Annotated in this window: 22 protein-coding genes and 1 pseudogene; 12 read left to right on the top strand and 11 right to left on the bottom strand. The window is 63.6% G+C overall.

The window, feature by feature from the left end:
• Positions 1-342 (bottom strand): DUF1127 domain-containing protein, encoded by a 342-nt coding sequence (locus tag FJ980_RS09540; protein ID WP_348640651.1) that lies wholly within the window; start codon positions 340-342, stop codon positions 1-3.
• Here FJ980_RS09540 and FJ980_RS09535 point away from each other — a divergent pair.
• The 6 genes from FJ980_RS09535 (at position 341) to FJ980_RS09510 (ending at position 7,004) form a co-directional block, all read left to right on the top strand.
• Positions 341-1,750: a PLP-dependent aminotransferase family protein gene (locus FJ980_RS09535; RefSeq protein WP_140542650.1), complete on the top strand. Its 1,410-nt coding sequence runs from the start codon at positions 341-343 to the stop codon at positions 1,748-1,750. The genes FJ980_RS09540 and FJ980_RS09535 overlap by 2 nt on opposite strands.
• Positions 1,751-1,897: 147 nt before the next feature.
• Positions 1,898-4,129, top strand: a complete 2,232-nt coding sequence (gene purL / locus FJ980_RS09530) for a phosphoribosylformylglycinamidine synthase subunit PurL (RefSeq protein WP_140542649.1) — start codon at positions 1,898-1,900, stop codon at positions 4,127-4,129.
• 92 nt (positions 4,130-4,221) lie between these two features.
• Entirely contained in the window at positions 4,222-4,749 is a 528-nt protein-coding gene (locus FJ980_RS09525) for a hypothetical protein (protein WP_140542648.1), read from the top strand.
• A gap of 98 nt (positions 4,750-4,847) precedes the next feature.
• Positions 4,848-5,081: a BolA family transcriptional regulator gene (locus FJ980_RS09520; RefSeq protein WP_140542647.1), complete on the top strand. Its 234-nt coding sequence runs from the start codon at positions 4,848-4,850 to the stop codon at positions 5,079-5,081.
• Positions 5,082-5,256: 175 nt separating this feature from the next.
• A complete protein-coding gene (gene grxD / locus FJ980_RS09515) occupies positions 5,257-5,592 on the top strand; it encodes a Grx4 family monothiol glutaredoxin (RefSeq protein WP_059185116.1) in 336 nt (111 codons plus the stop codon).
• Between the two features lie 143 nt (positions 5,593-5,735).
• On the top strand, positions 5,736-7,004 hold the full coding sequence (locus FJ980_RS09510; protein WP_140542646.1) for a multidrug effflux MFS transporter: 1,269 nt from the start codon (positions 5,736-5,738) through the stop codon (positions 7,002-7,004).
• Between the two features lie 45 nt (positions 7,005-7,049).
• Here the strand turns inward: FJ980_RS09510 and FJ980_RS09505 are convergent, their stop codons facing one another.
• The 3 genes from FJ980_RS09505 to rpsD all read right to left on the bottom strand — a co-directional run bounded on the left by FJ980_RS09505 (position 7,050) and on the right by rpsD (position 9,537).
• Positions 7,050-7,877 carry an inositol monophosphatase family protein gene (locus FJ980_RS09505; RefSeq protein WP_140542645.1) on the bottom strand — a complete coding sequence of 276 codons (828 nt, stop codon included), beginning with the start codon at positions 7,875-7,877 and terminating at the stop codon, positions 7,050-7,052.
• The gene (gene ttcA, locus FJ980_RS09500) at positions 7,867-8,751 is read right to left on the bottom strand and encodes a tRNA 2-thiocytidine(32) synthetase TtcA (protein WP_181181158.1); all 885 of its coding nucleotides are present in this window, start codon (positions 8,749-8,751) and stop codon (positions 7,867-7,869) included. Before ttcA ends, FJ980_RS09505 begins: the two co-directional genes overlap by 11 nt.
• 168 nt (positions 8,752-8,919) lie before the next feature.
• The gene (gene rpsD, locus FJ980_RS09495) at positions 8,920-9,537 is read right to left on the bottom strand and encodes a 30S ribosomal protein S4 (RefSeq protein WP_140542643.1); all 618 of its coding nucleotides are present in this window, start codon (positions 9,535-9,537) and stop codon (positions 8,920-8,922) included.
• A 359-nt stretch (positions 9,538-9,896) separates the two neighbouring features.
• On the opposite strand from rpsD, the gene FJ980_RS09490 reads away from it, so the two are divergent.
• On the top strand, positions 9,897-10,100 hold the full coding sequence (locus FJ980_RS09490) for a hypothetical protein (RefSeq protein ID WP_140542642.1): 204 nt from the start codon (positions 9,897-9,899) through the stop codon (positions 10,098-10,100).
• 64 nt (positions 10,101-10,164) lie between these two features.
• Here FJ980_RS09490 and FJ980_RS09485 read toward each other — a convergent pair whose 3' ends face one another.
• Positions 10,165-10,347, bottom strand: coding sequence for a DUF3008 family protein (locus FJ980_RS09485; RefSeq protein ID WP_095765193.1), 183 nt, complete (start codon positions 10,345-10,347; stop codon positions 10,165-10,167).
• A gap of 163 nt (positions 10,348-10,510) precedes the next feature.
• Between FJ980_RS09485 and FJ980_RS09480 the strand changes: the two genes are divergently transcribed.
• Entirely contained in the window at positions 10,511-11,908 is a 1,398-nt protein-coding gene (locus tag FJ980_RS09480) for an RNB domain-containing ribonuclease (RefSeq protein ID WP_140542641.1), read from the top strand.
• On the opposite strand, the gene murI is transcribed toward FJ980_RS09480, so the two are convergent.
• The 3 genes from murI to FJ980_RS09465 form a co-directional block, all read right to left on the bottom strand.
• On the bottom strand, positions 11,905-12,705 hold the full coding sequence (gene murI / locus FJ980_RS09475) for a glutamate racemase (RefSeq protein ID WP_140542640.1): 801 nt from the start codon (positions 12,703-12,705) through the stop codon (positions 11,905-11,907). The genes FJ980_RS09480 and murI overlap by 4 nt on opposite strands.
• Positions 12,706-12,932: 227 nt before the next feature.
• Positions 12,933-13,538: a hypothetical protein gene (locus tag FJ980_RS09470; protein ID WP_140542639.1), complete on the bottom strand. Its 606-nt coding sequence runs from the start codon at positions 13,536-13,538 to the stop codon at positions 12,933-12,935.
• An 81-nt stretch (positions 13,539-13,619) separates the two neighbouring features.
• Complete coding sequence (locus FJ980_RS09465) at positions 13,620-14,468, bottom strand: RNA methyltransferase (protein ID WP_140542638.1); 849 nt, start codon at positions 14,466-14,468, stop codon at positions 13,620-13,622.
• Positions 14,469-14,675: 207 nt separating this feature from the next.
• Between FJ980_RS09465 and FJ980_RS09460 the strand changes: the two genes are divergently transcribed.
• Both FJ980_RS09460 and FJ980_RS09455 read left to right on the top strand, forming a co-directional pair.
• A complete protein-coding gene (locus FJ980_RS09460; protein ID WP_140542637.1) occupies positions 14,676-15,887 on the top strand; it encodes an NADP-dependent isocitrate dehydrogenase in 1,212 nt (403 codons plus the stop codon).
• 80 nt (positions 15,888-15,967) lie between these two features.
• Positions 15,968-16,595, top strand: a pseudogene (locus tag FJ980_RS09455) (glutathione S-transferase family protein).
• Positions 16,596-16,825: 230 nt separating this feature from the next.
• Here the strand turns inward: FJ980_RS09455 and alaS are convergent.
• Complete coding sequence (gene alaS / locus FJ980_RS09450; RefSeq protein WP_140542636.1) at positions 16,826-19,495, bottom strand: alanine--tRNA ligase; 2,670 nt, start codon at positions 19,493-19,495, stop codon at positions 16,826-16,828.
• 426 nt (positions 19,496-19,921) lie between these two features.
• Positions 19,922-21,019, bottom strand: a complete 1,098-nt coding sequence (gene recA / locus FJ980_RS09445) for a recombinase RecA (RefSeq protein WP_095765184.1) — start codon at positions 21,017-21,019, stop codon at positions 19,922-19,924.
• A gap of 373 nt (positions 21,020-21,392) precedes the next feature.
• Between recA and FJ980_RS09440 the strand changes: the two genes are divergently transcribed.
• Positions 21,393-22,331, top strand: a complete 939-nt coding sequence (locus FJ980_RS09440) for a carbohydrate kinase family protein (RefSeq protein WP_140542635.1) — start codon at positions 21,393-21,395, stop codon at positions 22,329-22,331.
• A 41-nt stretch (positions 22,332-22,372) separates the two neighbouring features.
• A complete protein-coding gene (locus FJ980_RS09435) occupies positions 22,373-23,290 on the top strand; it encodes a pseudouridine-5'-phosphate glycosidase (protein WP_140542634.1) in 918 nt (305 codons plus the stop codon).
• 34 nt (positions 23,291-23,324) lie between these two features.
• On the opposite strand, the gene FJ980_RS09430 is transcribed toward FJ980_RS09435, so the two are convergent.
• A complete protein-coding gene (locus FJ980_RS09430; RefSeq protein WP_140542633.1) occupies positions 23,325-23,825 on the bottom strand; it encodes an N-acetyltransferase in 501 nt (166 codons plus the stop codon).
• Positions 23,826-23,918 lie beyond the last annotated feature (93 nt).

Genomic DNA, 23,918 nt, shown 5'->3' with positions numbered 1-23,918 from the left:
TCACTCCCAGAACGCTCTGATGCCTTCGCGATGGGCGTCGCAGCGCGAGACTCCGATATCCTTGAGCTGCTCGTCCGTCATCTCCATGAGCGCGAGGCGGCCGCGCCGGCGCTGGAGCATGCGGTCGATCCGCCTGGCGATGGAACGGAGCACAACCGCCATACGACCGGCGAAACGGCGACGGGCCAAGGGCTCGACCTGCGTGCCAAAAGCCGGGTGAGCATAGCAAATTGTCTCGATTGTATCCATTGTCGTTCTGCCTTGTTTCGATTGTACCTTAGCAATCGCGCAACCGATATGAATTGACTCATCGCGCGGTGCAATATAGAAAATTGTTACCATGACAAATTGGCTCCCCGATCTTTCCTCTGGCTCCGGTCCGCTGTATCAGCGCCTTGCTGACAGCATTGAGTCAGATATCGACAAGGGCGTCATCGACGCCGGTGCAAAACTGCCGCCGCAGCGCGATCTCGCCTATGACATCGGCACGACCGTCGGCACCATCGGCAGGGCTTATCAGCTGCTGCGCGAGCGCGGTCTGGTGAGCGGCGAAGTCGGCCGTGGCACCTATGTGCTCGGCCAGCGCGCCGCAGACCCGAAGCCGGATTTGGAACCTGCCATCCAGGGCACGCGCCCCATCGACGCGCCGAGCGGCAAGCTGCGCTTCGACAGCACGGCCGCCCCCGATGTCGGCCAGGGCGCGGTGATTGCCGACATGCTGGCGCGTACGGCGCAGGAGCATCCGCACGACATTTCGAGCTATACGCGGGATTTTCCCGAACGCTGGTACGAAGCCGGAAGCCGCTGGCTGGCACGCAATGCCTTCCGCCCCTCGCTCGATTCGATCGTGCCGACGCTGGGCACCCATGCTGCGGTCATGGCGGCGATCGCGGCGCTGACCATGCCCGGCGACTACGTGGTCTTCGAGCACCTCACCTATTCGCAGATCGCGCGCAGCGCCGGGCTGATCGGCCGCCGCACGGCGCTGGTTTCGACCGACGAGGATGGTATCGACCCGGATGATTTCGAGCGCGTCTGCGCGCAGAAACATCCAAAGCTGATGTTCCTGATGCCGACCGCTAAGAACCCGACGCTGGTGACGCTGTCGGCGGAACGGCGGCAGGCGATCGCCAAGATTGCGCGCGAGTACAATGTCGCGCTGATCGAGGACGATCTTTACGGCGAACTCACCGACGACCCGACACCGCTGCTGGCCGAATACGCGCCCGAGCGCACGATCGTCGCCGGCGGCCTGTCGAAGTCGGTCGCGGCGGGCGTGCGCGGCGGCTGGCTTTCCTGCCCGCCGGCCTATCGCCACCGCATCCGTGTCGCCCACAAGATGATGACCGGCGGCCTGCCCTTCCTGCTGGCCGAGCTCGGCACGCGGCTGGTGATGTCGGGCCAGGCGGGCGAGATCCGCAAGCGCTGCATTGGCGAAATCCAGGCGCGCCTCGCCATCGTGCGCGAAGTGCTGGCGGGTTTTGATTTCAAGGCGCGCGACAACGTGCCCTTCGTCTGGCTGACTTTGCCGGACCCGTGGCTGTCCGGCACTTTCAAGAATGCCTGCCTGGCGCAAGGCGTGCTCATCGACGACGAGGACGAGTTCAAGGCCGGCCGCTCCGAGCAGGTCTTTCACGGCGTGCGCTTTGGCGTGTCACAGCCGCGGCAAAGCAAGGATGTCGCTGGCGGCGTCGCCGTCATCCGCCGCCTGCTCGACGAAGGCCGCGCCGGCTACGACAGTTTTTCCTGATCAAGCTGGCGACCCCTGGGCTCCGGCGGCCGCCTGAGGACCAGTTTTCCGGCATTTTCGTCATCCCATGGGGGTGTATCGCGCGAAAGCTTGCGATATGAGGAGGACTCGAAAACTCCCCTCTTCCACGGACAAAAATCGCTGCTCATGACCATTTCCAATTCCGTGCCGATCACCCCCGAGCTCGTCGCCGCGCATGGGCTGAAGCCGGACGAATACCAGCGCATTCTCGATCTGGTCGGCCGCGAGCCAAGCTTCACCGAGCTCGGCATCTTCTCGGCGATGTGGAACGAGCACTGCTCCTACAAGTCCTCCAAGAAATGGCTGCGCACGCTGCCGACCAGCGGTCCGCAGGTCATCCAGGGTCCGGGCGAAAATGCCGGCGTGGTCGACATCGGCGACGGCGACTGCGTCGTCTTCAAGATGGAGAGCCATAACCACCCCTCCTACATCGAACCTTATCAGGGTGCCGCGACCGGCGTCGGCGGCATCCTGCGCGACGTCTTCACCATGGGCGCGCGGCCGGTGGCGGCAATGAACGCGCTGCGCTTCGGCGCGCCGGATCATCCCAAGACCCGGCACCTTGTCGCGGGCGTGGTTTCGGGCGTCGGCGGCTACGGCAATTCCTTCGGCGTGCCGACCGTCGGCGGCGAGGTCAATTTCGATGCGCGCTACAACGGCAACATTCTGGTCAACGCCTTCGCGGCGGGTCTTGCCAAGACCAACGCCATCTTCCTGTCCCAGGCCAAGGGCGTCGGCCTGCCGGTCGTCTATCTCGGCGCCAAGACCGGGCGCGATGGCGTCGGCGGCGCCACCATGGCCTCGGCCGAATTCGACGACAAGATCGAGGAGAAGCGGCCGACCGTGCAGGTCGGCGATCCCTTCACCGAAAAATGCCTGCTGGAGGCCTGCCTCGAGCTGATGGCGTCGGGCGCCGTCATCGCCATCCAGGACATGGGTGCCGCAGGCCTCACCTGCTCTGCCGTCGAGATGGGCGCCAAGGGCGACCTCGGCATCGAGCTCGACCTCGACAAGGTGCCGGTGCGCGAGGAGCGCATGAGCGCCTATGAGATGATGCTGTCGGAAAGCCAGGAGCGCATGCTGATGGTGCTGCGCCCCGAGAAGGAAGAGGAAGCCGAGGCGATCTTCCGCAAATGGGGTCTCGACTTCGCCATTGTCGGCAAGACCACCGACGATCTGCGCTTCCGCGTCATCCATCAGGGCGACGAGGTCGCCAATTTGCCGATCAAGGAACTGGGCGACGAGGCGCCGGAATATGACCGCCCCTGGGTCGAGGCGAAGAAACCAACGCCGCTTGCCGCGAACGACGCGCCGAAGGCCGATGTCGCCGACGCGTTGCTCAAGATGCTGGGGGGACCGGATCTCTCCTCGCGCCGCTGGGTGTGGGAGCAGTATGACACGCTGATCCAGGGCAATTCGCTACAGCTGCCCGGCGGCGATGCCGGCGTCGTGCGCGTCGAAGGTCACCCGACCAAGGCGCTGGCCTTCTCCTCCGACGTCACTCCGCGCTACTGCGAGGCCGACCCTTACGAAGGCGGCAAGCAGGCCGTGGCCGAATGCTGGCGCAACCTGACGGCGACCGGCGCCTTGCCGCTTGCCGCCACCGACAACCTCAATTTCGGCAATCCCGAGCGGCCCGAGATCATGGGCCAGTTGGTCGGCGCCATCAAAGGCATCGGCGATGCCTGCCGCGCTCTCGGCTTCCCGATCGTGTCCGGCAATGTCTCGCTCTACAACGAGACGAACGGCCGCGGCATCCTGCCGACGCCGACGATCGGCGGCGTCGGCCTCATCGCCGACTGGTCGAAGATGGCGCGTATCGGCTTCGCCGCCGAGGGCCAGATGATCGTGCTGGTCGGCGCGCCGCCGAGCTGGGGCAGCCATCTCGGGCAGTCCGCCTATATGCGCGACATCCATGGCCGCGCCGACGGTCTGCCGCCGCCTGTCGACCTCGCGCATGAGAAACGCGTCGGCGACCATGTGCGCTCGCTGATCGTTTCCGGCATCGTGACATCGGCCCACGATGTCTCCGACGGCGGCCTGGCGGTAGCGCTCGCCGAAATGGCGATGGCCTCCGGCATCGGCGCCACCATCCCCGGCCTCACCGGCACCGATCCGATTCCGGTCTGGTTCGGCGAGGACCAGGGCCGCTATCTGCTGACCCTGTCGATCGACCCCCAAAGCGGCGAATGGGACAGGATCCGCGAGGAGCAGGGCAAGCTCGGCATCTTCGCGCCGTGGATCGGCACCACCGGCGGACTTGAATTGAAGCTGGGTGACGCGCGGCCGATCCCGGTCAGTGAATTGACCGCCGCGCATGAAGGCTGGTTCCCGCGCTTCATGGACCAGGCCAGTTGACCAGAAGCATGTCTCCCCGAAAGTGTGCAGCGGTTTCGGGAAAGACATGCTTACAACAAGAGACTTAAATCATGGCGCATAAATCCTTTTTTATGCGACATGATTTAACCGCCAGGGCGCTGATTGCAGTCGTCTTCTGGCCGTCTCTGTTCTTCTTCTGGTTTCTCGGCCCGTTCGTCCTGTTCCTATTGTCGACGACCTCGAGCGAGGTCTGCCCGCGGCTGGAAACCCGCGCCGAGTTCCTGGCGGCGGCAAACGGCACGCTGCCGATGCTCATCTTGCAGACTCTGATCTACGCAGTTCCAATCGCCTGCCTCGTGCTGTGGAACAGGCTTTCTCCGGAGCCGGCGCGGGCAAGGCACATCGCAACCTGCATGAAACTCTTTGCCGTCGCCGCGGTGGTCGGGGCGGTTTGGGACTATGGCTCGTCCTTGATCTGCGACGGCTACGGTCAGGCGTTCTTCTCAGCCGCATGGCGGATGACGAGCTATCTTCCGATCGTCAGCCTGTTGATCAACATCCCGCTCTACGTGCTGGTCTTCAGCCTCGGCCGCGCCTATTCGACGCGCGACGACATCACCGAAGACGGCGTGGTTCATCCGAGCCGGGATCATTCCTAGGTTTCCTCCTGCGACGGAACGGCTTCAATCCGGGCTGGAAAGGTTCTAGGCTCACTCCGAGTCACATACAGCCTGCCCGCTTGAAACAGGATTTTGCCATGGCAATGGATGCCCACGACATCGAAAAACTGATCAAGGAAGGCATTCCCGACGCCAGGGTAACGATCCGCGATCTGGCCGGCGACGGCGACCACTACGCGGCTGAGGTCGTTGCGGAGAGTTTCCGGGGCAAAAGCCGCGTCCAGCAGCACCAGATGGTCTATGACGCGCTGAAGGGCAAGATGGGCGGCGTGCTGCATGCTCTGGCGCTGCAGACCGGCGTTCCGGACTGAAGATTGCTTCGCTTCCGCTACAGGCGTGCCCGCAAGCGGCGGCTTGGCCCAAAATCGCGTTATCCCTTGCGCCATCGGGCCAGCGTCACGGCTAACGTCTTGTTTCAGCCAACCTATGGGTTTATTTGAAGGACATGCTTCGAGCCTGACTCCCACAGGCATGAAAGGATTGTCCATGACCGGCATCAACGACTACATCGACAATGAAGTGAAGAGCAACGACGTCGTGCTCTTCATGAAGGGCACGCCCGGTTTCCCGCAATGCGGGTTCTCCGGCCAGGTGGTGCAGATCCTCGATTATATCGGGGCCGACTACAAAGGCGTGAACGTGCTCGACTCGGCCGAACTGCGCCAGGGCATCAAGGATTATTCCAACTGGCCGACCATCCCGCAGCTCTATGTGAAGGGCGAATTCGTCGGCGGTTGCGACATCGTGCGTGAGATGTTCCAGGCCGGTGAATTGCAGGACTTCCTGGTCGAAAAGGGCGTCAGCGTCAAAGGCGCCGCCTGATCGGATTGTGTCGGCGACCGGCCGGCGGACACTAACTTCCGAGGCCGCCCCCACCTCGGCATTGTAGTTCTCGGATTTGAGAACGAAACGAATGGATGCGCCGGTAATCCGGCGCATGTTCGTTTGAAGAATCGGATTTCGCGGTGGACAAGCAGGCAGCAGCGCAGCAATCGGCAACAAGCTTGCCCATTCCGCGCTGGGAATTCATCGCGCTCTGCGCGGCACTCATGGCGCTCAACTCCCTGGCCATCGACATCATGCTGCCGGCGCTTCAGCAGATCGGCGCCTCGCTCGGCGTGGAGAGCGAGAACCACCGCCAATATGTCATCACCGCCTATATGCTTGGCTTCGGCGGCGGACAGCTTTTCTTCGGACCCATTTCGGATCGCTTCGGGCGCCGTGCGCCGTTGGTCTTCGGCTTGGTCGTCTATGTTGCCGCCGCGGCCGCCGCCGCCGTCGCGCCGAGTTTCGCCCTGTTGCTAACCTGCCGCCTGATACAAGGCTTCGGCGCGGCGGCGACCCGCGTCATCGCCGTCTCGATCGTGCGCGACACGTTCGAAGGCCGGCGCATGGCCGAGGTGATGTCGCTGATCTTCATGGTGTTCATGGCAATTCCGGTGATCGCGCCCGGCATCGGCCAGTTCGTCATGCTGTTTGCCAGTTGGCACTGGATTTTCGTGACCATGGCCGTCGGCGCGCTGGTCGTGTCGGCGTGGGCTCTGTTGCGCCTGCCCGAGACGCTGCATCCGGAATATCGCCGGCCGCTGACGGTGAGCTCCGTCGCCGGCGGCTTCGGCATCGTGCTCACCAACCGCCTCACGCTTTGCTACGCCTTTGCCAGCACCTTCATCTTCGCGGCCATGTTCGGCTTCATCAGCTCGGCACAGCAGATCTATATCGACGTCTTCCATGTCGGCGAATTGTTCCCGCTGATCTTTGCCGGCGTCGCCGGTGTGCTGGCTTTTTCGAACTATCTGAATTCGCGGCTGGTCGGACAGATCGGCATGCGCCGCCTGTCGCAAGGCGCGCTGCTCGTCTTCCTGTGCATCAGCCTTGCCTGGCTCGTCGTCTCGCTGGAGATGCGGATGCCGCTCTGGCTCTTCATCGCGTTTTTTGCCGGCGCGATGCTGCCGTTCGGCGGACTTGGTGCGAATTTCAACGCTTTGGCCATGGAGCCGCTCGGCGAACTTGCCGGCACCGCCGCGTCCATCCTGGGCTTCATGCAGACCTTCCTCGGAGCCATCATCGGCGCGCTGATCGGCCAGGCCTATAACGGCACGGTGACGCCTCTGGCCGCCGGCTTCTGCAGTGTCTCGGTCGCAGCTCTGCTGATGATCCTGATTGCCGAGCGGGGCAAGATGTTCCAGCCTCAAAATCCCCCCGTTTCAGGGCACGTCACCGATCTGCATTAGTTGTTATCTGGCAGACGGCGCCGGCCTTAGCGCAGCAGGATTGCCCTATTCCGCCCAGAGCTCGCGTCGCAACTCGTCCCAGCTTTGCTTGTCCGGTGCCACCAGCAGGCCGCCATCGACATGCGACGGCAGGTAGGCGCTGCCGTCGACGCGCGCGACATGGCCGCCGGCCTCCTGGTGGATCAGCGCGCCCGCCAGATGATCCCAGGGCATCAGCTTGTTGTAGAGCACGAAATGGGCATGGCCGCTGGCCAGAAGCCGGTATTCATGCGCCGCGCAGCGATAGGCGAATTGCGACAGCGTCTTGGTCTGGTTGCGGGCGAGCCGCGAGCGTTCGGGCTCTTGGAGAAACTGCCAGGAAACGGAACCGGTCATCTGCGACATGGGCACCGGCGCCGCGACGCCGACCTTTTCCAGCGCGCCATGCGCATGGCGGATATGGCTGCCGGCGCCCTTGGCGCCGATCAGCCAGTCCTTGCCCGTCGGGTCATGAATGATGCCGGCAACGGTCTCGCCATTGACGACGACGCCTGCCATGACGCCGAACAGCGGCACACCGGAAGCGAAATTGAAGGTGCCGTCGACCGGATCGATGACGAAGGCAAGCGCGGCATCGCCAAGGCCGGACAGCAGCGCCGGGTTGTCGGAGCAGGCTTCCTCGCCGACCACCATGGCATCTGGAAAGCGCTCGCGCAGCCTGGCTGTGATCAGCCTCTCGGCGTTGACGTCCGCCTCGGTGACGAGGTCGGCGGCGGATGTCTTCTGGCGCACGTCGCCCTCGCCCAGCCGCCGGAAGCGCGGCATGATTTCGGCGTTTGCGGTATCGGCGAGAAGCTCGGCCAGCCAGTCGATCGCGTTATCGTCAAATCGCATCGGGTATGTCTTGTCCTGGGTTTGCGTCGAGGCCCGCGAAGTCGAACAGCTTCCTGTCCAGGAGATGCGAGGGCCTTACATTGGCCATGGCGCGGATCATCGTGTCCTTGCGGCCCGGCATGCGCTTCTCGATGTCGTCGAGCATCGCCTTCATGGCGTTGCGCTGCAGCCCTTCCTGGCTGCCGCACAGGTCGCACGGGATGATCGGGAATTTCATCGCGCCGGCGAATCTTTCGAGATCGGCCTCAGCGCTATAGGCGAGCGGGCGCAGCACCATGACGTCGCCCTCGTCATTGAGAAGCTTGGGCGGCATGGCGGCGAGACGCCCGCCATGGAACAGGTTCATGAAGAAGGTCTCGAGAATGTCCTCGCGGTGATGGCCAAGCACCAGCGCCGAACACCCTTCCTCGCGCGCGATGCGATAGAGATGGCCGCGTCGCAGCCGGGAGCAGAGCGAGCAATAGGTGCTGCCCTGCGGCAGCTTGTCGGTCACCACCGAATAGGTGTCCTGGTATTCGATGCGGTGGGCGATGCCGTTGCCGTTGAGATAGTCGGGCAGGATGTGCTTCGGGAAATTCGGCTGGCCCTGGTCGAGATTGCAGGCAAGCAGCTCGACCGGCAGCAGCCCGCGCCATTTGAGATCGAGCAAAAGCGCCAGCAGGCCGTAGGAATCCTTGCCGCCCGACAGCGCCACCAGCCAGCGTTCGCCCGGCTTCACCATGGCGAAATCCTCGATCGCCTGGCGGGTGAGCCTCAACAGCCGCTTGCGCAGCTTGTTGAACTCGACCGAGGACGGCACGTCGCGGAACAGCGGATGGAAACCGCCGTCGGTCTCATCGCCGATCGGCTCGATGGATTTCACATCTGGCAGCATGTTCATGACGCTGGCCCCGAGTTCTGTTTGCGCTCGGCTTTAGAGCACTTTGCAGCCGAGTGAAATCACATGGCGTCGCATAAATGCGGCCGAAGTGAATAGCCCTGACCGCCAAAGAAAAGGCCGCCTCGAGGGGCGGCCTTGAATGCTGCGGCTGATTGATACCGATCAGCGGGAGTAGAATTCGACGACCAGGTTCGGTTCCATCTGCACGGCGAACGGAACGTCCGAAAGGCCGGGAACGCGAGCGAAGGTCGCGGTCATCTTGTTGTGATCGGCTTCGATGTAGTCCGGCACGTCGCGCTCGGCGAGACCGACCGATTCCAGCACGATGACGAGCTGCTTCGACTTCTCGCGCACCTCGATGATGTCGCCCGGCTTGCAGCGATACGAGCCGATGTTGGTGCGCTTGCCGTTGACGTTGACGTGGCCGTGGTTGACGAACTGACGGGCGGCGAAGATGGTCGGCACGAACTTGGCGCGGTAGACCACCGCGTCGAGACGCGACTCGAGTAGGCCGATCAGGTTCTCGGAGGTATCGCCCTTGCGTCGGTTGGCCTCTTCATAAACCTTGCGGAACTGCTTTTCCGAAACGTCGCCATAGTGACCCTTCAGCTTCTGCTTGGCGCGCAGCTGTAGGCCGAAGTCGGAAAGCTTACCCTTGCGGCGCTGGCCGTGCTGGCCGGGGCCGTATTCACGCTTGTTGACCGGGGACTTCGGACGGCCCCAGATATTTTCGCCGAGACGGCGGTCGATCTTGTATTTCGCGGATTCGCGCTTGCTCATCGCATTCCCTTTCAAAACAATATACCCGGAACCCCATGGCTCCGGGCGAAGGAAACGCGCCCTCCTCTGGCCTCCGTTTTCGAGACCTGACAGGGTTTTCCACGCAAAGCGACGGAAAACCCACGGGACACGTCAAAAGAAACCACCGGGCGTCGCCACCCGGTGTTGGTGGCCTGTTAAACAGAGATTTAACCGCTGTCAAGCTTACGGCTGGCAGCGCGGGTCGCAACCCGATACATTTCCCGCGTGGCGTGCGGTGCCGGTTGTGGCGAAGGCCACCGGCAGCAGAGCGGCTTGTGCTTTCAAGGAGCCGCGCTGCTCTGCCATCTTAATGAAGGGACTGGAGCAGAGGAATTCCCATGAAGAAGTTCTTCCTTACCCTGACCGGGGCCGCTGTATTGGCGGGATCTATGGCGGTCATGACGCCGGAACCTGCCATGGCCAGGCATTGGAGCGGCCACAGGCAGATATGCCGCGTCGTGGTGACGAAAAGAGTGGTCTGGCGCCACGGCCATCGCCACGTCATCCGCTACAAGACCAAACGCTGCTGGTGGCGCCGCTAGCTCATCTTGCGCCAAAAGGGGTTGACGGAGGCCCGCGGCCGACGCCGCGGGCCTTTCATTCGACCTACGACTTCTTGCTGGGCAGACTTTTGCGCTTGGTCTCGGCGAACTCTTCGAGCTGCTTTTCGCTCATCGATTCATACATTTCGCGCGAAGCGCCCTTGAGCTCGCTCTTCTTCGTCTCGCCGCGCTTGGCGGACAGCGCTGCGCCGGCAGCCTTTTGCTGGGCTTGCGATTTGGCGGGCATGGCGATTTCTCCTTTGCTGTGAGAAGAAACGCCGGGCTGAACCGGCAGTTCCAGCAGCAGCGGCTCGGCCCGCCGGTCTGCTTGAGTTGGCCATTAGGCGGCCGACCTTGGCGGTATCCTGGCAAGCCTTCCCGCGCCCGGAACGCCAGTGTAGGACGGTCGCATGAAATCCCTGAACGATCCCTCACAGGCGCTTTCCTCCGGCCTTGCGAAAATCCGCGCAGAATTCCATGTGCCGGGTGGATTTCCGCCTGCGGTGATGGCCGTGGCGGAGGCGGCGGCAAAGCGTGTGCCCGGGCAGCATGCCGACCGGACGGCAATGCCCTTCGTCACGCTCGATCCGGCGAGTTCCACCGATCTCGACCAGGCCTTCTCGATAGAGGCCAGCGGCGGCGATCTTCTCTTGCACTATGCCATTGCTGACGTGGCCTGGTTCGTCGAGGACGGCGATACGATTGATGGCGAAGCCTGGGGCCGGGGCGAGACGTTTTATCTGCCGGACGGCAAGGCCGGGCTCTACCCGCCACTGCTTGCCGAGGCCGCGGCGAGCCTGTTGCCCGATGGACCGCGTCCGGCGGTCGTCTTCACGGTTCGGGTTGCTGGAGACGGTGCGGTGAAGCTGGACGGCGCGGAGCGGGCAATCATTCAAAGCCGCGCCAAGCTCGCCTATGACAGCGTCAAGGCCGCCGACGTTCCGGCCGGCTTCGCGGAACTGGCGCGGCGCATGGCGACGAACGAAGAGCGCCGCGGCGCTTCGCGCGTCGATCCGCCCGAGCAGGAGGTGGAAAGGCTCGTCGACGGCACGTTCCGGCTTTCGTTCAGGCCGCTGCAGCAATCCGAGCAGGACAATGCAGCACTTTCGCTGGCCGCCAATATCGCGATTGCCGACGCCATGCTGGCGCACAAGACCGGGTTGTTCCGGGTGATGTCGGGGCCGGATGCTTCCAAGGTGCAAAGGCTGCGCAACGCGGCACAGGCGCTCGGCCTGCCCTGGCCAGCCTCCACCAGCTTGCGCGACTATCAACGCACACTCGATCCGGCCGACCCGAAACAGGCGGCGCTAATGCTGGAAATCCGCCGCGCGGGCAATGGCGCGTCCTACCAACCCTATCAGGAGGGCATCGTCCCCTGGCATGAGGCGATGGCCGCGACCTACGCGCATGCCACCGCGCCGCTCAGGCGGCTGGCCGACCGCTACGTCGTGCGCTGCGCGCTGGCGATCGCCAACGGCCAGCCCGTGCCCCAGGCCGTCACCGACGCCTTCGCCAGATTGCCGAAGGTGATGGGGCGTGCGGATGCCCGCGCCTCGCAGATCAATCACGCTGCCATCGACCTTGCCGAGGCCGTCATGCTCAAGGGACATGAGGGCGAGACGTTCAAGGCCATCGTCACCGACTTCGTCGACCATGGCGTGCGCGTGCAGCTTGCCGATATGCCTGTCGTTGCCAATGTAAGGGCCTCAGGGCTCCGGCAGGGAGACGGCCTGACGCTAAAGCTGGTCTCGGCCGACCCGGATCAGCGCAGCATCGTCTTCGAGCCCGCCACCCCCCTTGAGCACTAAGGTGCGGTCAGCCCAAAACCCTGGATGAGCCGCCTCGTGGCGAAATCCACCTTGCCCGAGGTGAAGACGGCCAGATCGGGCTCGCTGTCGCCGGATGTCTCCCCAACGGGTTCGAGCAGCGACATGGCGCGCCGCGCAATCGCCTCGGCGGGATCTATCCAGTCGACCGGCCAGGGCGCGGTCTTGCGCATGCGGTTGGCGAGGAACGGGTAATGCGTGCAGGCAAGCACGACGATGTCGGTGCGGTTGCCGTCGCGCTCGATGAAGCAGGGCGCAGTTTCGGCGCGCACGGCTTCCTCGTCGACGAAACCCTGGCGCATATAGATCTCGGCCAGCCCCGCCAGCCGATCGCTGCCGACCAGGCGCACATGGCATTTCTGCGCCCACTTGCTGATCAGGTCGCGCGTGTATTGGCGCTTCACCGTGCCGGGCGTCGCCAGCACCGAGACCAGGCCGGAGCGGGTGCGTTCGGCGGCCGGCTTGATCGCCGGAACGGTGCCGACAAAGGGATGACCGGGGAATTTGTCGCGCAGCGCATCGATCACCAGGGTCGAGGCGGTGTTGCAGGCAATGACCGAAATCGCCGGCTGAAGTCGGTCGAGCAGTTTGCCGAACAGCGCAAGAATGTGTTCCTGGAGCGCCGGTTCCTCCCAGGCGCCATAGGGAAAAGCCGCGTCGTCGGCGACATAGACGAAGCGGCGGTCGGGCATCAGCACGCGCGCCTCGCGCAGCACGGTCAGCCCGCCGACGCCGGAATCGAACATCAGGATCGGGCGTTGGCTTGATCGATCGCTCATTGTCATCCGGTTACCAGAGCAATTCCAGGAAAAGTGTGAAACGGTTTTCCGTCCGGAATTGCGTCAAAACAAAGAGAAGCGGCAGGGCCCGGAATTGGACCGACGCGCTTCTATCGCGAATGATCGTGGTCTTGAAGAGGCGAATGCGAGCAGCTTTCGCGCAATCGCTAGAGCAGGATGCCGAAAAGTGTGAAGCGGTTTTCGGACGACATCATGCTCTGTCTCACTCATATCCCGCGCTTGCCGAAACCGGCGGGGCGCGGCCTGCCGAAGGGCTGCGGCGCGGGCGGAATGCGAGCGGCTGAAGCGGCAACCGCGGCGCGTGGAGCGGCCGGCACAGCGGTGCGTGCGGCGCGCGTCGATGCCGGCAGCGGGCCATCGAAGTCGAAGACATCGGTCAATTCATCGATGTTGCTGCCCGCGACGGGCTTCGCCCACCAAATCGTGCACCAGAGGCCGAATACCGAAAGCCCAAGCAGGTTCAGCCCGCCGGGAATGCTCTCGGGATCGTCGAATTTGACGACCAGCAGCACGCCTGCCTGCAGAAGGGCATAGACGGCCGAAAGGGCGATGTAGGCCCACAGGATCCAGCGGCGTCCGTTGGCGTCGCGGGAGCGGCACGAGGCGATGTTGCCGCGAAGCGCGACGAAGATGAGGGAGGCGATGAGCACCGCGCCTGCCATGCCCTGGCGCGCCGGGCCGGGTCCTGAATTGATCAGCCCTTCGAAGCCGATCGTGCTGACAATGCAGATGACGATCACCACGGTTTCGGCTACGGCGAGACCGAGAGAGTAAAGGAAAAAGCGCAGTCGACCAATATTGGACGTAAACATGTGCCACCCCCACTATTGCAGCAAGGATGAGGCGCAACCGAATAAAATTCGGTTACTTCAAATGCTCGCAGCTTACCGATCTTAACTTTCTTCGTCTTTGGCGCGACTGCGCGCGCCGGCCGGCAACCGTCTCGGATCGTCCCCGGGCGAGCCATCGCCCCGCGGCATGGCCGGCGAAAACCTGTCGAGCGACGAGATGATGCCGCGCAGCACCTTGAGTTCGGGCTCGGCGAAGCCCGCGCGCGTCAGCACCGCGCGCAGATTGTCGACCATCTTCGGCTTCTTTTCTTCCGGGCGAAAATAGCCGCGCGCTTCCAGCGCGTTTTCCAGATAGGCGAACAGGCTGTGCAGCTGCTCCTTGGGCGCCGGCGCCAGCTCCGGCCCGGAGAAGTTGGTCTGGGTCTCGTCGGCGAGGCCAGACTTCATCCATTCATAGGACATGAGCAGCACCGCCTGGGCGATGTTGAGTGAGGAAAAGCTGGGATCGACCGGAAAGGTGACGATCTCGTCGGCGAGCCCGACCTCGTCATTATAGAGGCCGAAGCGCTCGCGGCCGAACAGGATACCGGTGCGCAGCCCCGCCTCGCTGCGCGCCCTGAGCGCCCTGCCCGCTTCCACCGGACCGCGCACCGGCTTGAAGCCGTCGCGCTCGCGCGCTGTCGTGGCGAAGACGAAGTTCAGGTCGGCGACCGCCGAGGGCAGATCGTCGAAGACCTTGGTGGCGTCGATGACGTGATCGGCGCGGCTGGCGGCTGCGCGCGCCTTCTCGCTCGGCCAGCCGTCGCGCGGGTTGACCAGCCTGAGCTCGGACAAGCCGAAATTCGCCATGGCCCGCGCGACCATGCCGATATTCTCGCCGAGCTGCGGCTCGACCAGGATGATCGCCGGTCCGGCGGAAGCGATCTTGGTTGTGTCTTCGAAGGCTGGCATGGCTTTGGGTAACCGGGGTTTGCGGCGTTTCGGCGTCCCTGCCACATCCGGACCGGAAAATGAAGCATTCACAACAGCGGCACCCGTCTGCCCCGGCGCGCATCACGGTTTGCGCGCTGAAAAAGCCTTTGATATACGCTCCGCATCCCGGGCCGAAGCCATGCGGGCAAGGCCGTTCAGATCCCCCAGCAACGAGGCATTCTTTCCATGGCGAAGATCAAGGTGGCGAACCCGGTCGTCGAGCTCGACGGCGACGAGATGACCCGCATCATCTGGCAGTTCATCAAGGACAAGCTGATCCACCCCTATCTCGACCTGAAACTGGAATATTACGACCTCGGCATCGAGCACCGCGACGCCACCAACGATCAGGTGACGATCGATTCGGCCAATGCCATCAAGAAATGGGGCGCCGGCGTGAAATGCGCGACGATCACCCCCGACGAGGCGCGCGTCGAGGAATTCAAGCTGAAGAAGATGTGGAAGTCGCCCAACGGCACCATCCGCAACATCCTCGGCGGCACCATCTTCCGCGAGCCGATCATCATGAAGAACGTGCCGCGCCTGGTGCCGGGCTGGACCAAGCCGATCGTCGTGGGCCGTCATGCCTTCGGCGACCAGTACCGCGCCACCGACTTCCGCTTCCCCGGCAAAGGCAAGCTGACGATCAAGTTCGTCGGCGAGGACGGCCAGGTGATCGAGCACGACGTCTATGACGCGCCGGGCGCCGGCGTGGCCATGGCCATGTACAATCTCGACGAGTCGATCCGCGAGTTTGCCCGCGCCTCGCTGAACTATGGCCTGTTGCGCAATTTCCCGGTCTACCTGTCCACCAAGAACACCATCCTCAAGGCCTATGACGGCCGCTTCAAGGACATCTTCCAGGAAGTCTACGAGAAGGAGTTCGAGGCCGAGTTCAAGGCAAGGAAGCTCTGGTACGAGCACCGCCTGATCGACGACATGGTCGCTTCCAGCCTGAAATGGTCGGGCGGCTATGTCTGGGCCTGCAAGAACTATGACGGCGACGTGCAGTCCGACACCGTGGCGCAAGGCTTCGGCTCGCTCGGCCTGATGACCTCGGTGCTGATGACGCCGGACGGCAAGACGGTGGAGGCGGAAGCCGCGCACGGCACCGTCACCCGCCACTACCGCCAGCATCAGAAGGGCGAGGAAACCTCGACCAATTCGATCGCCTCGATCTTCGCCTGGACGCGCGGCCTCGCCCACCGCGCCAAGCTCGACGACAATGCCGAGCTCAAGCGCTTCGCCGAGACGCTGGAAAAGGTCTGCATTCAGACGGTCGAGAGCGGTTTCATGACCAAGGACCTGTCGCTGCTGATCGGCCCCGACCAGCCTTGGCTCTCGACCACCGGCTTCCTCGACAAGATCGACGAAAATTTGCAGAAGGCCATGGGGTAAAACCCACATTCGGCATACCGAAGGCTCCGGAAGGAGCCTTCTTTTTTGGTACTCCGACGAGCGGAGGGGAGCGCTGATCGATGGCCAAGCCAACTCTCTACGGCGCCGACTACAGCGTTTATGTGCGCATCGCGCGGATGGCGCTGAGGGAGAAAGGCGTCGACTACGAGTTGGTACCGCTCGACATCTTCGCCGCCGATGGCATTCCGGCCTGGTATCTGGAGCATCATCCGTTCGGCCGCATCCCGGCCTTCGAGCACGATGGTTTTCGTCTGTTCGAGACCGGTGCTATCACGCGCTATGTCGACGAAGCCTTCGACGGCCCGGCCCTACAGCCGGCCGACGCGCGCGGCCGCGCCAGGATGATCCAGATAACCGGCATGCTCGACGCCTATGGTTATCGTGCCATGGTCTGGGACGTGGCGGTCGAGCGGCTGGAGAAGGTGCCGCCGGATGAGGCGCTGATTGCCGGCGGGCTGAGCCAGGCTGAGACGGTGCTCAAGGTTCTGACCTCGCTGAAGGCACAAGGGCCCGTGGCTGCTCGGCGACCAGTTGACGTTGGCGGACCTGCATGCGGCGCCGATCATTGCCTATTTCGTCAAAGTCGCGGAAGGACGCGATCTGCTGGCGCGCTTTGCGGATATCCGGGATTGGTATGCGCGAATAGCTGGACGGCCGAGCTTTGCGCTGACAGAAAAGCCTGGCTGATAAGAATCAGGACAGTCGAGGGACAGCGCCCCCCTCTGTCCTGCCGGACATCTCCCCCACTTGGGGGGAGATCGGACGGCGCATCGGCTTTCGCCAATCTCCCACGTTGAAATACAACCACGCAGAAAAAGGCGAGTGGCTGACGCAGCTAATCTCCCCTCTTGAGATAGTCCGGCAGGACAGAGGGGGCGCTGTCCCGCCAAGCGTGCGGTAAATTCAAACCCGCTCGCTTAAGCTGCCTCCAGCGCCGCTCTCACCGCCGCGATCGCGTCGTTGGCCTTCGACGCGTCGGGGCCGCCGGCCTGCGCCATGTCGGGCCGGCCGCCGCCGCCCTGGCCGCCAAGCGCGGCGGACGCGACGCGGACGAGATCGACGGCGCTGAAGCGGCCGGTCAGATCGTCGGTGACGCCAACGACCACGCTTGCCTTGTTGTCCTCGCCGGCGCCGACAAAGACGACCACGCCGGAGCCGAGCGTCTTCTTGCCGGCATCCGCCAGCGGCTTCAGGTCCTTCGGCGCGACGCCGCTGACCGCCTTGCCGAGGAAGCCGACGCCTGCGACAGTCTCGTTGGTGGGCGGAGCATCGGATACGGCTGGGCCTGCGCCAAGCGCCAGTTTCTTGCGCGCTTCCGTAAGCTCCTTTTCGAGCTTCTTGCGCTCTTCAAGCAATGTTTCGACGCGCGACGGCACATCGGCCGGCGCGATTTTCAAGGTCGCTGCCGCGGCTTTCAGCCGCCTGTCCTGCTCGTCCAAATGCTTGCGCGCCGCCTCGCCGGTCAGCGCTTCGATGCGGCGCACACCGGCCGCCACCGCGCTGTCCGACAGGATGCGCACCAGGCCGATATCGCCGGTCGATTTCACATGCGTGCCGCCGCAAAGCTCGACGGAATAAGGCCGATTGGCCTTGGCGCCATGCAGGCCGGTGCCCATCGACACGACACGCACCTCGTCGCCGTATTTCTCGCCGAACAGCGCCATGGCGCCCTCGGCGATCGCGTCGTCGACCGACATCAGCCGCGTCGTCACCGGGCTGTTCTGCACGACGATCTCGTTGGCCATGCGCTCGACCTCCTCGAGTTCCTCGGCCGAGATCGGCTTGTTGTGCGAGATGTCGAAGCGCAGCCTTTCGGGCGCAACCAGCGACCCCTTCTGCGCGACATGGGTGCCCAGCACCTCGCGCAGCGCCTCGTGGATGAGATGCGTCGCGGAGTGGTTGGCGCGCAGCCTCGAGCGGCGGGCATGATCGACCTTCAGCTCGACGGCATCACCCGTTTTGACCGTGCCTTTGGCCACCTTGCCGAGATGCACGAACAAACCATCGGCCTTCTTCTGCGTGTCCGAGATCTCGATTGAAAAACCCTCGCCGGAAATCACGCCGGTGTCGCCCATCTGGCCGCCGGATTCGCCGTAGAACGGCGTCTGGTTGACGACCACGGCGACCGCATCGCCCTGGCTCGCGCTGTCGATGGTCTTGCCGTCCTTGACCAGGGCCTGGACGATGCCTTCCGCAGCTTCAGTCTCATAGCCGAGGAATTCGGTCGCGCCGGTCTTTTCGCGCACGGAGAACCACACCGTCTCGGTCGCGGCTTCGCCCGAGCCAGCCCAATGCGCGCGCGCCTCGGCCTTTTGCCGCTCCATCGCGTCGGTGAAGCCGGCGATATCGACCGAGATGCTGCGCTGGCGCAGCGCATCCTGGGTCAGATCGAGCGGGAAGCCATAGGTATCGTAGAGCTTGAAGGCCGTCTCGCCGTCCAGCATGTCGCCGGCTTTGAGCGTCTCGGTCGCGTCCGAAAGCAGGCCGAGGCCGCGCACCAGCGTCTTGCGGAAGCGTCTTTCCTCAAGCTTCAGCGTTTCGGTGATCAGCGCCTCGCCGCGCACCAGCTCGGGATAGGCCTGGCCCATCTCGCGCACCAGCGACGGCACCAGCTGCCACATCAGCGGCTCCTTGGCGCCCAGCAGCTGCGCGTGGCGCATGGCACGGCGCATGATGCGGCGCAGCACATAGCCGCGCCCCTCATTCGACGGCAGCACGCCGTCGGCCACCAGGAACGAGGACGAGCGCAGATGATCCGCGATGACGCGGTACGACCCGACGTTCTCCTGGCTTGGCCCCTGGCCGAGCGCGGAGGACGCAGCGTCGATCAGATGCTTGAACAGGTCGGTCTCGAAGACGCTTTCGACGCCCTGCAGGATAGAGGCCATGCGCTCCAGGCCCATGCCGGTGTCGATCGAGGGACGCGGCAGGTCGACGCGCTCATCCTTGGTCACCTGCTCGTATTGCATGAACACCAGGTTCCAGAATTCCAGGAACCGGTCGCCATCCTCTTCCGGGCTGCCGGGCGGTCCGCCCCAGATATGCTCGCCGCGATCGATGAAGATTTCCGAGCACGGGCCGCAGGGGCCGGTGTCGCCCATCGCCCAGAAATTATCCGAGGTAGGAATCCGGATGATGCGATCGTCCGAGAAGCCGGCGATCTTCTTCCAGTAAGCCGCCGCCTCGTCGTCGGTATGGTAGACGGTGACGAGCAGCTTGTCCTTCTTGAGGCCGAAACCCTTGGTGATCAGGTTCCACGCAAGCTCGATCGCGCGCTCCTTGAAATAGTCGCCGAACGAGAAATTGCCGAGCATCTCGAAGAAGGTCAGATGGCGCGCGGTGTAGCCGACATTGTCGAGGTCGTTGTGCTTGCCGCCGGCGCGCACGCTCTTTTGCGCGGTAGAGGCCCGCGAATAGGGACGCTTCTCCAGGCCCGTGAAGACGTTCTTGAACTGCACCATGCCGGCGTTGGTGAACATCAGCGTCGGATCGTTGCGCGGCACCAGCGGGCTGGAGGCGACGATCTCGTGGCCCTCCTTGCGGAAGTAGTCGAGGAATGTCGACCGGATGTCGTTCACGCCACTCATTGCATACTGCCTTTTTCGCAAGAACCGCCGGCCCGGCCGGCGGCAAATGGGCTTTGGTGTTTCAGAAGATAGATTGGCCTTTTAGCGATAGCTCTTGAGCCTGTCCAGAAACACGCAAAACAGGCGTGTCGCTCAAAACTGCGCAAGCGGTTTTGGGAAAACGACATGCACAAGCATGGACCAAAGCGCATTGCTGAATTCATTGCAGCGCGGCCAATCGGCCGACGAGCGGCGGCTCAGCGCTGCCCGCGAAACGCAAAACCGCCGGCACGAAGGCCGGCGGTTCGGGTTACGCAATACAAGAACTCGATTACATAAGCATAAGACGATAAACCAGGATTGTGGCCGAACTCCGGCTAAGCCAACCAACTATCCTCGGCCGCCCTCGGGTCGCGCAGAGCCCAAAATCCCAGGCGTAAACGCACTTTACAGGGCGCCGGCTTCGTCCTCGAAACCGTCGTCGCCGCCTTCCGAGCCGCCATTCTCAAGGAATTTCTCGGCGATCAGCCCGGCATTCTGGCGCAATGCAAGCTCGACCTCACGCGCCGTGTCGGGATTGTCGCGCAGGAACAGTTTTGCGTTCTCGCGACCCTGGCCGAGGCGCTGGGAATTGTAGGAGAACCAGGCGCCCGACTTCTCGATGACGCCGGCCTTGACGCCGAGATCGATCAGCTCGCCGGTCTTCGACACGCCCTCGCCATACATGATGTCGAACTCGACCACCTTGAAGGGCGGGGCCAGCTTGTTCTTCACCACCTTGACGCGGGTCTGGTTGCCGACGACCTCGTCGCGGTCCTTGACCGAGCCGATGCGGCGGATGTCGAGGCGCACCGAGGCGTAGAATTTCAGCGCGTTGCCGCCGGTGGTCGTCTCGGGCGAGCCGAACATGACGCCGATCTTCATGCGGATCTGGTTGATGAAGATGACCATGGTGTTGGAACGCGAGATCGAGGCGGTCAGCTTGCGCAGCGCCTGGCTCATCAGGCGAGCCTGAAGACCGGGCAGCGAATCGCCCATCTCGCCTTCGATTTCAGCGCGCGGCGTCAGTGCCGCCACCGAGTCGACGACCAGCACGTCGATGGCGCCCGAACGCACCAGCGTGTCGCAGATCTCCAGCGCCTGCTCGCCGGTGTCGGGCTGCGAGATCAAAAGGTTCTCGAGGTCGACGCCAAGCTTGCGGGCATAGACCGGATCGAGCGCGTGCTCGGCATCGACGAAGGCGCAGATGCCGCCCTTCTTCTGGGCTTCCGCAACCGTGTGCAGCGCCAGCGTCGTCTTGCCCGAGCTTTCCGGCCCGTAAATCTCGATGATGCGGCCGCGCGGCAGGCCGCCGACGCCGAGCGCGATGTCGAGGCCGAGCGAGCCGGTCGGCACGGTTTCGATCTCGACCACCTGCTCGTTGGCGCCGAGCCGCATGATCGAGCCCTTGCCGAACGCGCGCTCGATTTGCGACAGCGCCGCGTCCAGAGCCTTTGATTTGTCCACTGCCTTATCCTCTACAAGCCGCAAAGAATTCTGAGCCATGATACATCACCCCTTGGTCGTCAATGAAGGCCGGACAATCCGTGATCCCTGCTTGTTTTGTACCTTTTTTGTTCTCATTTGGCAAGGGGCAACAAATATCTGAAAAATAATCAATATCTGGATTTGTTCTATTTTTGTCTCACCAAGGCTGGTACAGGGTGCAGCCACCGGTCCAGAAGAGATTTCGATATCCGGCCGTCCGAATCGCGACCCCGATTGCAGGGCGACCTGAGGAAACCTAGACCAATTGCAGGAAAAGTGCGTAGCGGTTTTCCGTCCGGGATAAAGACTTAGGGCAGTTCGGCGATTCCGTGAAACGCTGAACCGCTCTAGTGTGCGCAGCCGCGCGACCAACGAAAGTCACCGACCCGAAATGCCGACATCCCCAACAATCCTGGCGCTTGGCGGCGCCCATATCGACCGGCGCGGCCAGGTCTCGGGCATCTATGTGCCCGCGGCTTCGAATCCCGGCATCATGCGCGAGGACGTCGGCGGCGTGGTTTTCAACGCGCTGCGCAGCGTGGTGAAGCGCGGCGTGTCGGCCTCGCTGATCTCGGTGCGTGGCGGCGACGCTGCGGCGGACACGGTCGCCTCGGCGATCGACAACGCCGGGATAACCGACCTTTCGGTGGTGTTCCTCGACCGCACGACGCCGAGCTACACGGCGCTGATCGATGCCGAAGGCGAGTTGATCGTCGGGCTTGCCGACATGGCGCTCTACGACCTTGCCTTCCCCAAGCAAATAAGGCGCGCCAAGGTGCGCGAGGCGATCGCCGCCGCCGACGCCATCATGTGCGACGCCAACCTGCCGACGGCGGCGCTGGAGCGCCTGCTGGCGCTTGCCGGGGGCCGGCCGGTCTTCGCCATAGCCGTCTCGCCGGCCAAGGTCGTCCGCCTGGCGCCGCTGCTCGACCGTCTGTCGCTGCTCTTCATGAACCGTCGCGAGGCCGCCGCGCTGGTCGGCGCCGAGCCATCCGGCAAGACCCTTGTCGACGCGCTCAGGCGCGCTGGCCTGAATGCCGGCGTGGTCACGTCCGGCAGCGCTCCGGTGCTAGGCTTCGACGACACCGGCATCTTCGAGATCGACCCGCCCGCGCCGCGCAAGGTGGCCGACGTGACCGGCGCCGGCGACGCCTTGACCGGCGCAACCGTCGCCGCCTTGCTGCGCGGCCTGCCACTGCGCGCAGCACTACGCGAAGGCCTTGCCGCGGCAATGCTCGCCATAGAGAGCCCGCAGGCCGTGCCGTCCTTCACGATCACCACCTTCACGCAGGCGCTTGCCCTTGTGCCGGAGCCGCGGGAAGTGGCATAGGGCCACCACTGCCGGAGCAATCCCTCGGATCGGAGACAGCCATGACGCCTGACACCGCCCGCCCCTTTGTCGACATCCATCCGCCCGTGGCGGAGGCGCTTGCCGCCGGCCGGCCCGTGGTGGCGCTGGAAAGCACCATCATCACCCACGGCATGCCCTACCCCGACAACGGCGCCATGGCCGCCAAGATCGAGCAGATCATCATCGATGGCGGCGCGGTACCGGCGACGATCGCCGTGGTCGAGGGCCGCATCAAGATCGGCCTCTCCGACGGCGAGCGCGAATCGCTTGCCATGACGGGCGATGCCATGAAGCTGTCGCGCGCCGATCTCGGTTTCGCGGTCGCTCAAACGCGCACCGGCGGCACCACGGTTGCGGCGACCATGATCGCCGCGCATATGGCCGGCATAAAAGTGTTCGCCACCGGCGGCATCGGCGGCGTCCACAAGGGCGCTGAGAAAAGCTTCGATATCTCGGCCGACCTCGACGAGCTGGCACGCACGCCGGTCATCGTCGTCTCGGCCGGCGCCAAGGCGATCCTCGACATCGAAAAGACGCTGGAAGTGCTGGAAACGCGCGGCGTGCCGGTCATCGGCCATGGCTGCGAGACGATGCCCGCCTTCTGGTCGAGGCAGTCGCCCTTCCGCGCGCCGCTGACCCTTCATGCGCCGGAAGACATCGCGCATTTCTACCGTACGCGTCAGGCGCTGGGCTTGGGCGGCGGCATCCTCGTCGCCAACCCGGTGCCGCAGAATGACGAAATCCCGGCCGCCGAGATGGACGGCTATATCCAGGCCGCGCAAAAAGCGGCCGAGGCGCAAAACGTCACCGGCAAGGCGGTGACGCCGTTCCTTTTGTCGAAGATCCTTGAGCTGACAGGCGGCCGCAGCCTCAAGACCAACATCGCGCTGGTCGAGAACAATGCGCGGCTGGCGGCGGAGATCGCCAAAGCTTTATAGGGCAGAATCTAATCCCCTCAGCTTTGAATCCGTTCTACCGGTTGAATGCAGGGCTGAATTTCAGCTGTCCGTTGGCGGGTTCGCTCTGGAAAGGCAGTGATTGCACATATTGCGCGGGCAGATCTTGATAGCTCAAGTTGCCGTCGCTTCTGAAGCCGAACCGCCCGTAATAGGCCGGATCACCGATCAACACGCAGCCTTTTGCTCCGTTCGCCCTGAGGATTGCAAGCCCTTCGTTAATCAATGCACTTCCGATGCCTTGCCGCTGCTTATCCGGCCATACAGATACCGGACCAAGCCCGTACCATCCATGGCTTTCAGCTCCAATTGTCACCGGTGAGAAGGCCACGTGTCCCACAATGTCTCCGCCACTGACGGCAACAAGTGAAACCGTCAGGTCGCCATCATTCCGCAACGCGGTAATGATCGGGGCCTCCGAACCATCGCTAAACGACATGGGTTCGAAAGCGGCAATAGTCAGGTCGTGAATGACCCGCACGTCGCCAAGTTGCTCTGGTCTAATGATTACTGCCATGAAAATTGGGCTTCAAGTACGGTTAACTTAGGTTCTTGAGCGCTGCGGAAAGTCTCGCCGCGACGATACAGCCTTGCAAACTACCGTTCTCTC

It is taken from the genome of Mesorhizobium sp. B1-1-5 (assembly GCF_006443065.1).
Classification (GTDB): Bacteria; Pseudomonadota; Alphaproteobacteria; order Rhizobiales; family Rhizobiaceae; genus Mesorhizobium.
Note: the sequence above shows the minus strand (reverse complement) of the source record. Positions and strands in the feature narration are given on the sequence as shown.

What these genes read in the sequence shown, in the direction of transcription:
- FJ980_RS09460 (WP_140542637.1), top strand. Translation starts at nt 14,676, where the DNA reads ATGGCGAAGATCAAGGTGGCGAACCCGGTCGTCGAGCTCGACGGCGAC.
- FJ980_RS09525 (WP_140542648.1), top strand. Translation starts at nt 4,222, where the DNA reads ATGCGACATGATTTAACCGCCAGGGCGCTGATTGCAGTCGTCTTCTGG.
- FJ980_RS09520 (WP_140542647.1), top strand. Translation starts at nt 4,848, where the DNA reads ATGGCAATGGATGCCCACGACATCGAAAAACTGATCAAGGAAGGCATT.
- recA (WP_095765184.1), bottom strand. Translation starts at nt 21,019, where the DNA reads ATGGCTCAGAATTCTTTGCGGCTTGTAGAGGATAAGGCAGTGGACAAA.
- ttcA (WP_181181158.1), bottom strand. Translation starts at nt 8,751, where the DNA reads ATGCTGCCAGATGTGAAATCCATCGAGCCGATCGGCGATGAGACCGAC.
- FJ980_RS09435 (WP_140542634.1), top strand. Translation starts at nt 22,373, where the DNA reads ATGACGCCTGACACCGCCCGCCCCTTTGTCGACATCCATCCGCCCGTG.
- FJ980_RS09505 (WP_140542645.1), bottom strand. Translation starts at nt 7,877, where the DNA reads ATGCGATTTGACGATAACGCGATCGACTGGCTGGCCGAGCTTCTCGCC.
- purL (WP_140542649.1), top strand. Translation starts at nt 1,898, where the DNA reads ATGACCATTTCCAATTCCGTGCCGATCACCCCCGAGCTCGTCGCCGCG.
- FJ980_RS09465 (WP_140542638.1), bottom strand. Translation starts at nt 14,468, where the DNA reads ATGCCAGCCTTCGAAGACACAACCAAGATCGCTTCCGCCGGACCGGCG.
- FJ980_RS09430 (WP_140542633.1), bottom strand. Translation starts at nt 23,825, where the DNA reads ATGGCAGTAATCATTAGACCAGAGCAACTTGGCGACGTGCGGGTCATT.
- FJ980_RS09535 (WP_140542650.1), top strand. Translation starts at nt 341, where the DNA reads ATGACAAATTGGCTCCCCGATCTTTCCTCTGGCTCCGGTCCGCTGTAT.
- FJ980_RS09470 (WP_140542639.1), bottom strand. Translation starts at nt 13,538, where the DNA reads ATGTTTACGTCCAATATTGGTCGACTGCGCTTTTTCCTTTACTCTCTC.
- FJ980_RS09440 (WP_140542635.1), top strand. Translation starts at nt 21,393, where the DNA reads ATGCCGACATCCCCAACAATCCTGGCGCTTGGCGGCGCCCATATCGAC.
- FJ980_RS09490 (WP_140542642.1), top strand. Translation starts at nt 9,897, where the DNA reads ATGAAGAAGTTCTTCCTTACCCTGACCGGGGCCGCTGTATTGGCGGGA.
- FJ980_RS09485 (WP_095765193.1), bottom strand. Translation starts at nt 10,347, where the DNA reads ATGCCCGCCAAATCGCAAGCCCAGCAAAAGGCTGCCGGCGCAGCGCTG.
- rpsD (WP_140542643.1), bottom strand. Translation starts at nt 9,537, where the DNA reads ATGAGCAAGCGCGAATCCGCGAAATACAAGATCGACCGCCGTCTCGGC.
- FJ980_RS09480 (WP_140542641.1), top strand. Translation starts at nt 10,511, where the DNA reads ATGAAATCCCTGAACGATCCCTCACAGGCGCTTTCCTCCGGCCTTGCG.
- FJ980_RS09540 (WP_348640651.1), bottom strand. Translation starts at nt 342, where the DNA reads ATGGTAACAATTTTCTATATTGCACCGCGCGATGAGTCAATTCATATC.
- murI (WP_140542640.1), bottom strand. Translation starts at nt 12,705, where the DNA reads ATGAGCGATCGATCAAGCCAACGCCCGATCCTGATGTTCGATTCCGGC.
- grxD (WP_059185116.1), top strand. Translation starts at nt 5,257, where the DNA reads ATGACCGGCATCAACGACTACATCGACAATGAAGTGAAGAGCAACGAC.
- alaS (WP_140542636.1), bottom strand. Translation starts at nt 19,495, where the DNA reads ATGAGTGGCGTGAACGACATCCGGTCGACATTCCTCGACTACTTCCGC.